The organism is Amycolatopsis sp. VC5-11, from assembly GCF_037034185.1.
In the GTDB taxonomy this organism is placed as follows: domain Bacteria; phylum Actinomycetota; class Actinomycetes; order Mycobacteriales; family Pseudonocardiaceae; genus Amycolatopsis; species Amycolatopsis nivea.
In genome coordinates this window covers 195,521-209,157 of record NZ_JBAGKF010000003.1, presented here as the reverse complement: position 1 = coordinate 209,157, position 13,637 = coordinate 195,521, and the positions used below count along the sequence as shown (strand labels likewise).

Here is a 13,637-nt window from a genome sequence, read left to right as displayed (position 1 = left end):
TCCGGAGTCTCCCGGCTCGATCTTCCGCCGCCCAGCCCCTCTTCCACTCAGCGGAAAAGTTCCTCAGCCTTGCAACGCCCGCGTGACCCCCAGCGCGGCCATCCGGACCACCGGCACGAGCGGCGACAGATTCGGCGTGCAACTGGGCACCACCACGGAAATCGCCGCGACGACCTGATCGCCGGGCCCGCGCACCGGAGCCGCGACCGACGACGCGCCCTCGGTCATCTCGTTGCGGGAGATGCAGAACCCCTGCAGCCGGACCTCCGCCAGCACCTGCCGCAGCCGCGCTGGGTCCGTGATCGTCCCGCTGGCCCTGCGCTCCAGCCCGCCGGCGAGAATGCTTTCGAGACATTCCGGCGGAGCGTGCGCGAGCAGCACCTTGCCCGGGCCCGCCGCGTGCAACGGAAGCCGCAGCCCGACCCGCGAGGTCACCACGACATCCGGATGCGCTTCGAGCTTTTCCAGATACAGCGCCCGGTCCCCGTCCAGCACGACCAGATGGACGACCTCGTGCGTCACCTGCAGCAGATCCTGCAGAAACGGCAGCGCGACGTCCCGCAGCTCCCGCCCGCCCGGTGCCTGCGCCCCGAGCTGCCACAACCGAAGCCCGATCCGGTACCGCCCTCGGCCGGTGCGCTCCAACGCGCCCCACCCGGTCAGCTCGGCCAGCAGCCGATGCACCGTGGCAGGCGCGAGCCCGGTCGCCCGGGTGATCTCGCCGTGAGTCTGCTCGGGTCGGCCGGAAAGAAACGAATCCAGCACCGCGAACGCGCGGCTCAAGACCGTGCGCCCGGGTTCGGCGGCGTTGCCGGCGATCGCGTGCCTCCGGGGCTGCGGTGGAACAGGACGGGGACTGGCCGCCCATCATCCGCCAGTCCCGCGAACACGGCAACCCAACTTCCCCCGGACCGTCCACACTGGACGCTCCCCCGTCGCGGCCGCGCGGTTCGTGAGGGCCACCCTGCGGAACTCTGATTCCCCCAGGGTTCCCCTCACGACCCCGCCGACGGTTTCGTGAGGGACCCCTTCACGGACCTGGATTCCCTCAAGGAGCCCTTCACGGACCGCCCCCGCCAGCCTCGCGCCCGCTCGGGATGTCGCCCCAATGCCACATTGGGTGCGTCCCACGCACCGAACGCCACATTGGGTGCATCACATGCACCGAACGCCACATTGGGTGCGCCACATGCACCCAATGTGGCATTGGGGCGCTAGCGGCCACCCCACCCCGTCACCCGCACATCCGTAGCGACCACGCACCCAACCCACGCGCCCTCAACCGCAGCCGATGCACCCACCCATCGAGGCACCCCAACCCGCCCCCGCAGCCCCCGCACCCAACATGCGAGGCACCTCAGCCCGCCCCCCGCAGCCGCCGCGCCCAACAAGCGAGGCACCTCAGCCCGTCAACCCGAAGCCGCCGCACCCAACGAACGACACACGCCAGCCCATCCCCCGCAGCCGATGCACCCAACGATCGAGGCACCCACACCGCCCCCAACCCCGATCCGAAGCTCATCTGCGGTTCGGGGGTGCTTGTCAAGGCATCTTTCCCGCCTTGACAAGCACCCCCGAACCGTCAGCACACTAAAACTTCGGGGTGGCGGGCCCCACAGCGAGCGCAATGTCGCCGCCAGGCGACGAGCCGAGCCTCACCCCCGAAACGTCCGAACCTCCGGACTCACCTCCAAAGCATCCCGATTGAACGTCACCTCCACCCCTCGCCCCCGCAACCGAGACGCCCCCTGATCAAGCTTCCACCCATCCACCCGAACCCCAACCCGCGGATGCCGCCGAACCTGCCCCTCATCCAACCGAACCCGAACACTCGCCGCGTCCCCGCCGACCAAATTCAAATAATTGTCACTGAACGTCGCAGGAAGAACCCGCTCCCCAGTCCGCACGTCATAAACCTGCAAATGCACCATCAACGCCACCGACTCGCCGACATTCCGCACATCCACCGCCACCTCAGCCCCGTCGCCCCCGCGCGAAACCCCGGCGATCACCGAAACAGCCGCCCCAGGCATCCCCTCCAACCCGGCAAACCCAGCCTCCAGCCCAGGCTTCTCCACCCAATAGAAACTCCGAACAACCTCCGATCCACGCGAATCCCGAAGCACCAACCGAACAAAAGCAACCTCAGACGGCGCAGCACCAACCTCCGAAGCCGCCCGCCCAACCACAGCACGGTCAGACCCAGCCACCCCGCCCACCGGCATCGAGGCACGAGCGAACTCCACCCCGTCGACCCCGTAAAACGAGGCTTCAACACTCCCCCGAACCACAGCCCGGGAATGATTAGCCACAATCACATCGAAGTTCCGCGCATCCAGCACCACGTTAACCCGCCGACAAGCATGCTGAACCGCATAGAACGACGAATGCGCCTCCAAATCATGACTGTACATCTGCCAGACAAAACTAGGCTGCGCAGGATTAGTCATCCACATGATGACCCCAGCACGCGGATAAGGCCCAACACTCCGCATATAAGCAACCGGAGCCTCGTAAATAGCCCGAATACACTCGTAATTCATCAACTGCGACTTACGCGCGAAATCCGCAAGATTCCGGACCTCCCCATACCGCTCGCCAGTCAGCCGAAGATACCCCGCACCACCCCCATTCCCGCCGTTCCCGTTGACATCCCGATCAGCCCAGAAATCATCCGGATGCTCCCACGAAGCCTCCGGAAGCATCTTCCGCATGAACTCCAACGTAGGAATAGAATAAGACCCGACCTCATTATGAAACGGCGGCCACTGCGTACCGTCATTCAACGCGAAATGCTTGGCAGGCGGCACCCAGTGGTACGGCCCGCCAGACCGGTACCCGTCAACCGGATTCTCCCCGGTATCCCCGGCAGAACTAGTCAACACCACCCGCTGCGGATCCAGCTCGGCAACCAGCGCGTCCAGTCCGTCGATCAACGGCTGCGGCGGCGGCCCCTCGTTGCCACCGCACCACAGCAGGATCGACGGATGATTGCGAAACCGCACAATGCAATCCCGGATATTGGCGAGATCCCGCTCAATATTCTCCGCAGGCGGCCCCTCAGTGGAACAGAAGAAGTCCTGCCAGACCAGAATTCCGTACTCGTCGCAGGCAGCAAAGAAGTCCTCGGTACTGCTCTGCCCGTTCCAGTTCCGGATCAAGTTGAGATTAGCGTCCCGATGCAACCGGACCTGCGCCCGCAACCGCTCCCGAGGGATCCGCTTGAGCGCCTCGTCCAGCCCCCAGTTCCCGCCCATCACCAGGATCGGCTGATTGTTGACCGTGATCGCCAGACACTGCGTCACCGCCCCGGACGGCGACCGAATCGGCGTCGTGTACTCGATCCGCCGGATCCCGAAGTCCACCGTCCGTTCGTCGTGCACCTGCCCGCCGGACTCGACCCCGACCGTCAGCCGGTACCGATACGGCTCCCCATACCCGTTGGGCCACCACAGCTTCGGCCGATCCACCCGCAGACAGGCGATCTCCTTCGACGTCAGCTTCACCGACGACGCCCCCGCCGGAACACTGACCGTCCGCCGGAACCCCCGCCCGTCAAGGGACCCCGTCACCATCACGGACTTCCCGGCAGCACTGTCCACCGCGAGCGAGACCGAGACCTCCGCCGTCCGCAAATCCTGCGACAGCGTCGAGGTGACCTGGACATCAGCCACCCGCACCGGCCCCGTGGTACGCCAGGTGACCGGCTGCCAGATCCCCAGATCCCGGTCCGGAATGGTGGGCAGCCAGTCCCACCCGGCGGTGCAGAAGAACGTCGGCCCGTTCTTCAGCGTGATCCCGGTCGGACCGCCGTTGCGCCCGCCGCGCGTCACCCCGCTGGCGTAACTCGGCAATGCGGGCGGATCGGTGTAGTCGAGCTTCCCGACCAGCACCGCCAGCCAAGCGACCCCGTCCGCCTCGGCCACGATGTCCGTGACGTCGAAGACCGCGCGCTTGAACGCGCCCTCGACCGTGCCGACCCTGGTCCCGTTGAGCCACACAGTCCCGAGGTAGTTGATCCCGTCGAACTGCAGCCAGAACCGCTGCCCTGGCACCAGCCGCGGCACCCGGAACGCGACCCGGTACCAGTAGCCGGTGTCCTTGAGGGTGTCCGGGACGGTGTCGGTCACGATGTGGCCGTACAACGGATCGGGATACTCGCCGTTGGCGATCATGCTCGTCAGCGGAGTCCCCGGGACAACGGCGGGCTTCAACCCAGCGACGTCCTTCGCGCTGGCGAGCACACTCCCGTCCGCAGCCGTGCCGTCGGCCGCGACAAAGGTCCAGCCACTGCCGATCTCGCCGCCGACCTGAGGCGGACGCGCGTCCGGAGCTGCCTCGGCGGTGCCGGACACTCCCAACGCGCCGAGCACACCGCCGCTCGCGACAGCAATCCCGCCGGACAGAAACCGCCTGCGATTCACCTGGGTCACGTCGCTCCCGTAGCCTCTGACATCGTTGTCACCCGCACTTGAACCCTATTATTCGGCCGTTCGCGGGCCCGATGTCAAGCGGCGTAAGGAGGTTTCCGCGCCGCCGCAAGGTTTCTGTCGGGCGGACAACCGGCGGCGGCGCCCCAGCGTGACCGGCGCTGCGCCATAGGAAGGAACCTTTATAAAGTCGGCGGGAAAATCGCCCCGCACCCCTGGCGACCGGCCGCCGTGCGCTTTTAGGGTGACGGCGTTCGGGGCGGGGACCACTGCCCCGCTCACCGGTGCACCACCGAAGGAAAGCGAGTTTCCCATGCCCGAACCCGTCGAGATGTGGACCGCACCCGACTTCGTCGAGTACGAAACCCCGATGGAGGTCACCGCCTACGCGGCCCGCCGGGAGGAGTGACCCGCCGGACGGGACCGGTCCGCCGCGGTCCCGTCCGTCCCGGAAAACCTTACCGCTGAGCGAGAATCCCGGAGGAGCGAATGTCCACTGTGCACCCGATGAGTCCGGCGGAGTTCACCGGAGCCCTGCGCGGCCTCGCCGACCGGTATTGGGGCAGCCATCCGTTCCACCGGCGGATGCACGCCGGCGAACTGACCGAGCGCGAATTGCGGCTCTGGGCCGCGAACCGCTGGTACTACCAATGCGTGCTGCCGCAGAAAGACGCGGCCATCATCAGCAATTGCCCGATCCCGGAAATCCGCCGGATTTGGCTCGACCGGATCGTCTACCACGACGGCGCCGTCGAAGGCGAAGGCGGAGCCGAACGCTGGCTGCGACTGTGCGCCGCGGTCGGCCTGGACCGCGCCGAAGTCCTCGACGAGCGACACGTCGCCCCCGGTGTCCGGTTCGCCGTCGACGCCTACGTCACCTTCGCACGCACCAAACCCTGGGTGGAAGCCGTCGCCTCCGGCTTGACCGAGATGTTCGCCGGGCACCTGATGCAGCAGCGGGTGGTCGACGTCCTGGCGAACTATTCCTGGATTTCCCGCGCCGACCTGGCGTACTTCACCAACCGGATCGACAAGGTTTCCGGCGAGGGCAAGGACACTTTGGACATTGTCGTACAGCACTGCGTCACGCGCGAACAGCAGGAGAAAGCGGTGGCCGCGCTGTCGTTCAAGTGCGATGTCCTGTGGTCGATGCTCGACGCCATCGAACGCGCTGCGGCCGAGGAGTGAGCCGATGGACACCATCACGACCGCATCGGTGCCGAAACTGCGCGTCGGCGTCCGCCTGACGTTCGATCACGTGCGCGGGACGCAGGTGCTGCTGTTCCCGGAAGGCGTGCTGGTACCGAATTCCACCGCCACCGCGGTCCTCGAACTCTGCGACGGTGCCACCTCGGTGTCCGGCATCGTCGCCACCTTGCGCAGCCGCTATCAAGGCGTCCAGGAGAGTGACGTCCTCACCGTATTGGCCCGGTTCGGACAACGGCGGGTGATCGAATGGACGTGACCGCACCGCTCGGGCTGCTCGCCGAACTGACGCACCGCTGCCCCCTGCACTGCTCGTACTGCTCGAATCCGGTGGAACTCGTCAGCCGGTCCGCGGAAATGTCCACCGCTGAATGGATCGACGCACTGACCCAGGCCCGGGAACTGGGCGTGCTCCAGGTCCACCTCTCCGGCGGAGAACCGTTGGCGCGCCCCGACCTTCCGCATCTCGTCACGCACGCGAGCGACCTCGGCTGCTACGTCAACCTCGTCACCTCCGGCCTGGGCCTGACCGAGTCCCGGCTGACCGATCTCGTCGACCGAGGTCTCGCGCACGTCCAGCTCTCGGCCCAAGCCGCGACCCCGGACCGGGCGAACCTGCTCGCCGGCGCGAAAGCCTTCGACCGGAAGCTGGCCGCCGCCGAGCTCGTGAAAGCCTCGGGCCTGCCGCTGACCGTCAACGTGGTGCTGCACCGGCAGAACCACGACCAGCTGGCCGACATCATCGCGCTCGCCGAGTCGATGGGCGCGGACCGGCTCGAACTGGCCAACACCCAGTACTACGGCTGGGCCCTGCGCAACCGCGACGCGCTGATGCCGACCCGCGCGCAACTCGCCGCCGCGGAACCCATCGTCCGCGCAGCCGTCGAACGCCTCCGCGGCACGATGGAAATCATCTACGTCGTCGCCGACTACTACGAGCCGTTCCCCAAACCGTGCATGCACGGCTGGGGCGCGCGGCAACTCACCATCGCGCCCGACGGCACCGTCCTGCCCTGCCCCGCCGCCAGCGCAATCACCACGCTCACGCTCGACAACGTCCGCGAGACCGCCTTGGCCGACATCTGGTACCGCTCGGAGTCCTTCAACGCCTACCGCGGCGAGGACTGGATGCGCGACCCGTGCCGCACCTGCGACCGCCGCGCCACCGACTTCGGCGGCTGCCGCTGCCAGGCATTCCAGCTCACCGGCGACGCGGCGAACGCCGACCCCGTGTGCTCCCGCTCCCCGCACCGCGGCATGGTCGACCTCATTCTCACCGCACCGTCCACTCCGGACCTGATTATGCGTGGCCCAGCCCGATGAAGGTCATCCTCCTGGGCACCGCGGCCGGCGGCGGCTTTCCCCAGTGGAATTGCGCCTGCTCGCAATGCACGTCCGGCTCGCCTTCGCGTACGCAGGACAGCGTCGCCTTCAGCGCGGAGGGCCGTGTCTGGCACCTCCTCAACGCCTCACCGGACATCCGCGCGCAAATCCTGGCCACACCAGCGTTGCGAGCCGGACCGGGCCCGCGCGAGACGCCCCTGCGGACGGTCCTGCTCACCGACGCCGAGCTGGACCACACCCTCGGCCTGCTCATGCTCCGCGAGGCGACGGCGCTGACCGTCCATGCCCCCGCCGCCGCCCTGCACGCACTGACCGACCACTTCCCGGCCCGTCCCATCATCGGCGAGTACCACGACTGGACCTGGCACGCCTCCACCGAAACCACCCTCGACGGCCTCGTGATCACTTCCTTCCCGATCAGCGACAAACAACCGAAATACGCCCGCGCCTCCGCCCGTCCCGGCCCGTGGGTCGTCGCCTACCGCATCCACGACCCGGCAACCGGCGGCACGCTCGTCTACGCGCCCTGCCTGCGCACCTGGCCACCCGGCTTCGACGAGTTCACCGACGGCGCGAGCCTCGTCCTCCTGGACGGCACCTTCTACAGCGGCAGCGAATTCAGCACGGCGACCGACAGCGCCAACCCAGCCGCCCAGCAGGCGATGGGCCACGTGCCGATCACCACGACGCTGCCGATGCTCGCGAACCGCCCAGGGGTCGGCCGGTGGGCTTACACGCATCTGAACAACACGAACCCCGTCGTGGATCCGCACGGCGCGGAGCACGCTGCGGTGGTCGGCGCTGGAGCGGACGTGCCGCCGGATGGAGCCGAGTTCACGCTCTGAACCGCGCGCAAGCCTCACGACGGTTAGCTGGGCACGGCAGAACCGCCCCGCTCGACCCGGCAGAGACCGCGGCGGGGATTCCGGAGCCGAAGTGCTGCTGGACAGAACCGAACTCGCTCGCAGAGCCGCACACCAACCTCGCGCCTGAACCGCGCGCGAACCTCACGACGGTCAGCCGGACAGCAGAACCACCCGCCCGACCCAGCAGACGCCACGGCGGGGATCCCGGAGCCGAACTGCTCCCGGACAGAACCGAACTCGCTCGCAGAGTCGCACACCAACCTCGCATCAGAACCGCGCGCAAGCCTCACGACGGTTAACCGGACAGCAGAACCACCCCGCTCGACCCGGCAGAGGCCGTGACGTGGATACCGGAGCCGAATTACAGCTGGACAGAACCGAACTCGCAGAGTCGCGCACGAACCTCGCGAAGGTTGCGCCACAAGGAAGGGCAGAACCACACCGCGCACCGACCTCACGGACCCGACGCACCGCCGTTCACCCCACGGGAAGCCGAATCAATGCCGGACGTAACGCCCCACCTCCCTACTCAAGCACGCAAACACACCACAGAACCGCACCGCCCACCCGCCCGGAACACGTCTCAGTTCGCGGAGCAACAGCGCGATCAGCACCGGGCAGAACCGATTCATGCGGTAACCGGGCACGACTAATCGGCCCTCCGCCGAGCCTCGACCGGCGAGCGCCAGAAGCAGTCCACCAGCTGCCGTCACACTCAACCGCCAGGTGCTCGTCTCCTGACCACGACATCCCGGCCAGCAAACACGTTGACCAATCGCAGGTCGCCGGTCACCAAAAGCCCCAGCACGGCAAGCAGATGCGACGCACCTAGGTCCGGATATCCCCCACCAGCAACAACCGCTCCAACATCTCCGGCGTAAACACCACCCCGGTCACCCCCGCCGCCACCGCGAAAGCCGCAGCTATCGGGTTCGACGGCCGTTCATCCCGGCCAGGATCCAACCCAGCCTCGCGCATCACCGGGAGCAGCCGGTCCGGTTCGCTGCCGTACGTCCGGCTCGGCAGGCGCGGAGTGAAACCAGCGACGACCGTGCCGTCCACCGCGTGCACGAAGTGCGCCTCGGCGTAGTCGTGCCGGTTCACAGCAACGACCTCGCAGTCTTTCGAAAGCCTGGCAACGACTTCCGGCAAATTCCCCTGCCACCCCCACGGTTCGACGGCGACACTCCATTCGCCGGACGACACCACGCCGACGTACCCTCCGCCGTTCCCGCCCTGGGTCTGCGCGACGTACCCGGCGACCAGATTGTTCAATTCCCCGAACGTCATCTGCTCGCCGCCGACGCCACCGAACCGCCGCACCACCTCGGGCGGATCGAGCCCGCGCACGAACGAAACACAGAAGATGTCCTGCAGCGGCCCGTAATCATCCAGCCATGCCAACTCGGTCAGTAAGCCTGTCATCACGCCTCCAAGATCGACTGCGGCCATGATGACAGGCACCACCGACAAAAACCGGATCCGCGAAAACAGCCCACAGTCCATTGTGGACAGCAGAGGGTCACTTCTGCGGCGGCTCCGCCTGCAAACTCCCGGCAGGCAGCCGGTCCGCGCCCCAGCTGCGCTCGAGATAACCGATGATCCGCGCGACGTCCTCGGCGGGCACCTTCTCCGGCTCGCCGTGTTCCCGAGGGTCGACGTGGAAGATGTAGAGCCGGGACGCGAACTGGTCGAACGGCAGCGAGGCCTCGCCGAACCGCTCGCCGCTGCCCGCGGTCGAAACCACCACGCCGTCGCCCCAGTCCTGGCCGCTGTCGTTGTTCGGGTTGTAGAAGTACACCCGCATCACGTCGTCGGGATCGGGCGCGATGCGCAGGATCGTGATCGCGTGCCAGCCGACGTAGCGGGCGGCGCTGTCGGTGACCGCGATCCCGGCCGGCTGCGGGTGGATCAGCGGCTGCTCGCCGTTGTAGGACGGGTGGTAGCTCGCGTGGAACTGCCGCAGGAAGTCGTCGAGGTCGATCAGTTTTCCGGTGGCGACGTCCACGTTGATGCGGAAGCCCCGAGCGGCCCACCAGCCGTGGAACTCGGGGTTGACCCAGCGGTGCGGGTCGCCCGGCCGGTCGGCGCAGCGGCGGCCCATCTCGGCGTAGATCCGGTCGAGATGGGGCACCACGAGCGACGACACCGGGTCCAGGTCGGCGGGCAGCGACTCGGACAGCCCGGCCCCGCTTTCCTTCGACGACACCGGCTGTCCTTCGAAGTGCATGACGACCTCGTCGTCGCGCGCCGCCCACACCACGACCTGCAGCAGGTAGTCCGGGTCGTTGTAGGCCCACATCGACAGCGCCCGCGCCGACTGGCAGGTCGGGTTGTCGCCCTGTCCGACGCCGAGCGGCTGGCCCAGCATCGATAGCACGCCCGCGAGCAGCCGCGCCTCGGGCCTCGGCTGGTCGCCGAACACGAGCGCGAGCCGTTCCCGGGCGGCGGTCGACAGCTCCAGCGCAAGCTGCCGCCACAGCGCGGGCACGACCGGCGGTTCGTAGAGGATGCCGCGGTCGAGCAGCAGCGCCAGCCCGTAGACGCACTGCGCGGTCTGCGGGTGCACGGCTTCCTCGATCAGCCGGTGGACCAGGTCGTGGTAGCGCATCAGGCAGTTCCGGCCCACGTCGGACAGGCCGAGCGCTTCGCCGACGAGGTAGTCGCTCTCGTGCGCGAGGTACCGCAGCAGTTCGGCGTGGTACGGCGACACCAGGCCGGTGTCGTGCATGGCCCGGGCGAACCCGGTCGCCTCGTACTGCAGGCTCGCCGCGTCCATTGCCTCGAGCCGCGCCCGGAAGACGTCGACGCCCGGGTCCTCCCGGCACGCCTCGGTGGTCCCGAACAGGCTGGTGATGAGCCGGTCGAGGCCCTGCACCGACGAACCGCCCAGGTCGACGTCCGGGTCGCCGCGGTAGATCGAGATCCGCGTGATCAGCGATTTGACCTGGTCGACCTGGATCGGGCGCTGGCGCAGGATCCGCCAGATCTCCTCGACCACCTTGTCCAGGATGCTGTCGTAGCCGATCTGGTCGGCGAGGTACCGCAGCAGGTCGCGGATCAGCTGCGCAGTCCGGCCCTGCCGGGTCCGCTCCGCTTCGCTGGGCGGCGTGAACAGCAGCTCCAGGTTCGCCCCGAGCACCTGCGACAGGAACACGCGGGCGTCCTCGGCGGGCAGCGTCGGATGCTCGTAGTCGCCGCACGCGACCGCGAGCATCCGCAGTTCGCTGGTCGCCTCGATCACCACGGTGTCGGAGTTCCCGCTGTGCAGCCCGGGGCCGACCAGCGCGGGGATCAGGATCTCCGGGGTGTCCCAGTCGGTGCCCTGGAAAACCCCGGCCTCCTCCAGCGCCCGCGCCCTCGCCCGGACCGCGGCCGCGCCGTCCGGCTGGAGCAGCACCCGCCGCAGCGCCTCCAGCACCCGGCGCAGCTTCGTGTGCTTGCCGAAGTCGCGGGTCGCGGCCATGGCCGCGACCGCGTCGTCGAGCGACGCCACGCGTTTGGCCAGCGTCGCAGTCGTGCCGGTGACGTCGGCGTTCGGCTCCAAGTGCGTCCTTCGGTCGGGGTGGCGGACTCGTCCGTGCTCAGACGTAGAAGTCCAGTTCTTCCTGTTCCTTCAGCAGGTCGCGCATCCGGTAGGCGTCGTCCCCGAAGAAGTACAGCAGACCCCAGTGCGTGCCGAACGCGGTCCTCTTCGTGACCGTCTCCTCCAGCGGCGCGGTCAGGTCGTGCGACTCGTAGTAGTCGTCGTCCTCGGTCTGCTGGGGGATCCGCAGCTCGCTGACCACCCGACGGCGAGGGTACACACCGAAACAGCCCGCGACGCCGGTCGCGTCGACGACCTCCCGCGGGAAGAAGGCGTCGATCTCCTCCTCCGTCGTTTTCGGGTCGAAGGACAGGACGAGCGCCTGGTAGGCGTTGAAGCCGTAGGCCCGTTCGAGCAGCTCGAAGACCTTGAACCCGGGCGGCCGGTAGGCGACCTCGCCGAAGTACATCTCGCCGTCGCTGGTGACGAAGTACTCCGGGTGCACGAAGCCGAACTCGATGTCGAAGGTCTTGACGAGCTTCTCGATCTGGGCGGTGATCTGCGGCCGGTACCGCTCCAGCTCGGGGGTCGCCGGCACGAACACCGAGTAGCCGAGCGTGACGTACTCCGAGATGTTCAGGAACTTGACCTTGCCGTTGTGGATCCACGCCTCGACCGCGAACTCCCAGCCGTCGAGGTGCGATTCCATCAGGACCGGGAACTCCTCCTCCGGGATCGAGTCGATCTCGTCCGGGGTGCGGATGACGCGGTGGCCGAGGCAGCCCGCCTTGTCGAACGCCTTGAGGTGGATGGGGTCGTTCGGGTCGCCGTCGAGCTTGAGCAGCGTCTGGTTGACCCGCTTGAGGAACCGGACGACGTCGTCTCGGGCGTGCGCCTCCTCGAAGATCCCGACCCGGATGCCGCCGAGCTGCGCGCGCCGCTTCATCAGCGCCTTGTCCCGCAGCAGCATCGCCTGGCCGAACAGGCGCGGGTTGTCCATCAGCACCGAGTTGATCGCGCCCGCCCACTCGACCGTCTCCTCGAACAGCGGGATGGCGACGTCGACGCCTTCCTCGTGCAGGATCTCGGCGATCTCCATCGACCGGTCGTTGAGCCGCTCGAAATTCCACGACACGTACGGGATGTCGTGGTCCACGCAGTACTTCTCCGCCCAGTCCGGGGCGACCACGACGTAGCGGCGGTCGAACCGGTCGAGCGCCTCGACCGCGTTGAGCGACCAGCCGAGCAGCGCTACGTATCCCTTGTCCGGATCCTTCGCGACCGGCTCGGACTCTGGCATAGGGCGTTCCTCCGTTCAGCAGGTGCGGCTCGCCACGGCGCGGCGGCCGCAGCCGTGCTGCGGTCATATACCCGAAACCGGCGAAATGAAACGGATCCGTGCCGTCCGGCGAGGTTTGGCGAGCGGAAACCGTTGCGCCATCAGGGTTTTCCGGGTTACGCGGCTCCGCCCGCCTGGCCGAGCAACGCGCACGCGGTCGCGAACGCCCCCGGCAGGTCGTGCCCCATCCCCGCCACCACGTCGTCCAGTGCGCGCAAACCCGCCCGTTCCAGCAAGGTTTTCTCGTTCGTCACCCACTCTCCCTTCGCGGCCAGCACCGCGTGCCCGGTCTGCATCGCCGCCACGCCGACCGACGCCGCGGCCTCCGCGACCCGGCCGTGCCGCACGTACGCGGCCTTCGCGTACTCCAACGTCCGCGCCGCCGAAGCGCGCCAGAACTTGGGGGCGTTTTCCCGCAACAGCTCCGGATACTCTGGCCTCGGCAGTTCCCCGCGCACGACCCGGTTCAGCGCCAGCTCCGCCACCACCAGGTAACTCGGGATCCCGGCCAGGTGGAACGCCAGCGGCTCCCAATGGAACCGGCCCTTCTCCGCCTCGGCCAGCTCGTGCTCGACCACGTCCAGGTCGCGGTAGTGCACGTCCACCGGCCGTCCCTGCACGGTCAGCCACGCGCCGCCGTTGAAGACCCCGCCGCCCCATTCGCCCAGGCCGGACACCTCGCCCGGCAGGCCGAGCGCGCGCAGGTCGTCCGGATCGAACGCGCCGCGGTAGTACACCGCGTAGTCCCAGTCGCTGTCCGGCCGATGGGTGCCGCGCGCCCGCGAACCGCCCAGCGCCACCGCTTCGACTCCGGGCAAATCGGACAACAGCTCGGCGACGTGCTCGGCGAAGGTTTCCTCGTCGTTTTCCTGCATCCCCAGAACATGCCATGAATCTCTGCCAAGATCGCCAGTATTTCGCCGGTT

The 13,637-nt window shown here is 67.8% G+C and carries 11 protein-coding genes; 5 read left to right on the top strand and 6 right to left on the bottom strand.

Annotated features, from left to right (window positions below):
* Positions 1–63 precede the first annotated feature (63 nt).
* Both WA670_RS12475 and WA670_RS12470 read right to left on the bottom strand, forming a co-directional pair.
* Positions 64–783 (bottom strand): IclR family transcriptional regulator, encoded by a 720-nt coding sequence (locus tag WA670_RS12475; RefSeq protein ID WP_078870404.1) that lies wholly within the window; start codon positions 781–783, stop codon positions 64–66.
* 872 nt (positions 784–1,655) lie between these two features.
* Positions 1,656–4,433: a glycoside hydrolase family 2 protein gene (locus tag WA670_RS12470; RefSeq protein ID WP_336157757.1), complete on the bottom strand. Its 2,778-nt coding sequence runs from the start codon at positions 4,431–4,433 to the stop codon at positions 1,656–1,658.
* Between the two features lie 310 nt (positions 4,434–4,743).
* On the opposite strand from WA670_RS12470, the gene pqqA reads away from it, so the two are divergent.
* The 5 genes from pqqA to pqqB all read left to right on the top strand — a co-directional run bounded on the left by pqqA (position 4,744) and on the right by pqqB (position 7,825).
* Positions 4,744–4,839 carry a pyrroloquinoline quinone precursor peptide PqqA gene (gene pqqA, locus WA670_RS12465; RefSeq protein WP_037358081.1) on the top strand — a complete coding sequence of 32 codons (96 nt, stop codon included), beginning with the start codon at positions 4,744–4,746 and terminating at the stop codon, positions 4,837–4,839.
* An 80-nt stretch (positions 4,840–4,919) separates the two neighbouring features.
* Complete coding sequence (pqqC, locus tag WA670_RS12460) at positions 4,920–5,618, top strand: pyrroloquinoline-quinone synthase PqqC (RefSeq protein WP_037811409.1); 699 nt, start codon at positions 4,920–4,922, stop codon at positions 5,616–5,618.
* A 4-nt stretch (positions 5,619–5,622) separates the two neighbouring features.
* Entirely contained in the window at positions 5,623–5,895 is a 273-nt protein-coding gene (gene pqqD / locus WA670_RS12455; RefSeq protein ID WP_037811406.1) for a pyrroloquinoline quinone biosynthesis peptide chaperone PqqD, read from the top strand.
* The gene (gene pqqE / locus WA670_RS12450) at positions 5,886–6,959 is read left to right on the top strand and encodes a pyrroloquinoline quinone biosynthesis protein PqqE (RefSeq protein ID WP_037811404.1); all 1,074 of its coding nucleotides are present in this window, start codon (positions 5,886–5,888) and stop codon (positions 6,957–6,959) included. The genes pqqD and pqqE overlap by 10 nt, the downstream gene beginning before the upstream one ends.
* Positions 6,956–7,825, top strand: a complete 870-nt coding sequence (pqqB, locus tag WA670_RS12445) for a pyrroloquinoline quinone biosynthesis protein PqqB (RefSeq protein WP_037811403.1) — start codon at positions 6,956–6,958, stop codon at positions 7,823–7,825. The genes pqqE and pqqB overlap by 4 nt, the downstream gene beginning before the upstream one ends.
* A gap of 849 nt (positions 7,826–8,674) precedes the next feature.
* Here pqqB and WA670_RS12440 read toward each other — a convergent pair.
* From WA670_RS12440 to WA670_RS12425, 4 genes are all read right to left on the bottom strand, one after another.
* Positions 8,675–9,298 carry a DUF6461 domain-containing protein gene (locus tag WA670_RS12440; protein ID WP_238605798.1) on the bottom strand — a complete coding sequence of 208 codons (624 nt, stop codon included), beginning with the start codon at positions 9,296–9,298 and terminating at the stop codon, positions 8,675–8,677.
* A 70-nt stretch (positions 9,299–9,368) separates the two neighbouring features.
* Entirely contained in the window at positions 9,369–11,393 is a 2,025-nt protein-coding gene (locus WA670_RS12435) for a hypothetical protein (protein ID WP_238605797.1), read from the bottom strand.
* A 37-nt stretch (positions 11,394–11,430) separates the two neighbouring features.
* A complete protein-coding gene (locus WA670_RS12430) occupies positions 11,431–12,672 on the bottom strand; it encodes an ATP-grasp domain-containing protein (protein WP_336157756.1) in 1,242 nt (413 codons plus the stop codon).
* Between the two features lie 155 nt (positions 12,673–12,827).
* A complete protein-coding gene (locus tag WA670_RS12425) occupies positions 12,828–13,586 on the bottom strand; it encodes a nucleotidyltransferase domain-containing protein (RefSeq protein WP_134727345.1) in 759 nt (252 codons plus the stop codon).
* Positions 13,587–13,637: the final 51 nt, after the last annotated feature.

Excerpts from the sequence above, each read along its gene's own strand:
- pqqD (WP_037811406.1), top strand. The coding sequence starts at position 5,623 with ATGGACACCATCACGACCGCATCGGTGCCGAAACTGCGCGTCGGCGTC.
- pqqE (WP_037811404.1), top strand. The coding sequence starts at position 5,886 with ATGGACGTGACCGCACCGCTCGGGCTGCTCGCCGAACTGACGCACCGC.
- pqqC (WP_037811409.1), top strand. The coding sequence starts at position 4,920 with ATGTCCACTGTGCACCCGATGAGTCCGGCGGAGTTCACCGGAGCCCTG.
- pqqA (WP_037358081.1), top strand. The coding sequence starts at position 4,744 with ATGCCCGAACCCGTCGAGATGTGGACCGCACCCGACTTCGTCGAGTAC.
- WA670_RS12425 (WP_134727345.1), bottom strand. The coding sequence starts at position 13,586 with ATGCAGGAAAACGACGAGGAAACCTTCGCCGAGCACGTCGCCGAGCTG.
- WA670_RS12430 (WP_336157756.1), bottom strand. The coding sequence starts at position 12,672 with ATGCCAGAGTCCGAGCCGGTCGCGAAGGATCCGGACAAGGGATACGTA.
- pqqB (WP_037811403.1), top strand. The coding sequence starts at position 6,956 with ATGAAGGTCATCCTCCTGGGCACCGCGGCCGGCGGCGGCTTTCCCCAG.
- WA670_RS12440 (WP_238605798.1), bottom strand. The coding sequence starts at position 9,298 with ATGGCCGCAGTCGATCTTGGAGGCGTGATGACAGGCTTACTGACCGAG.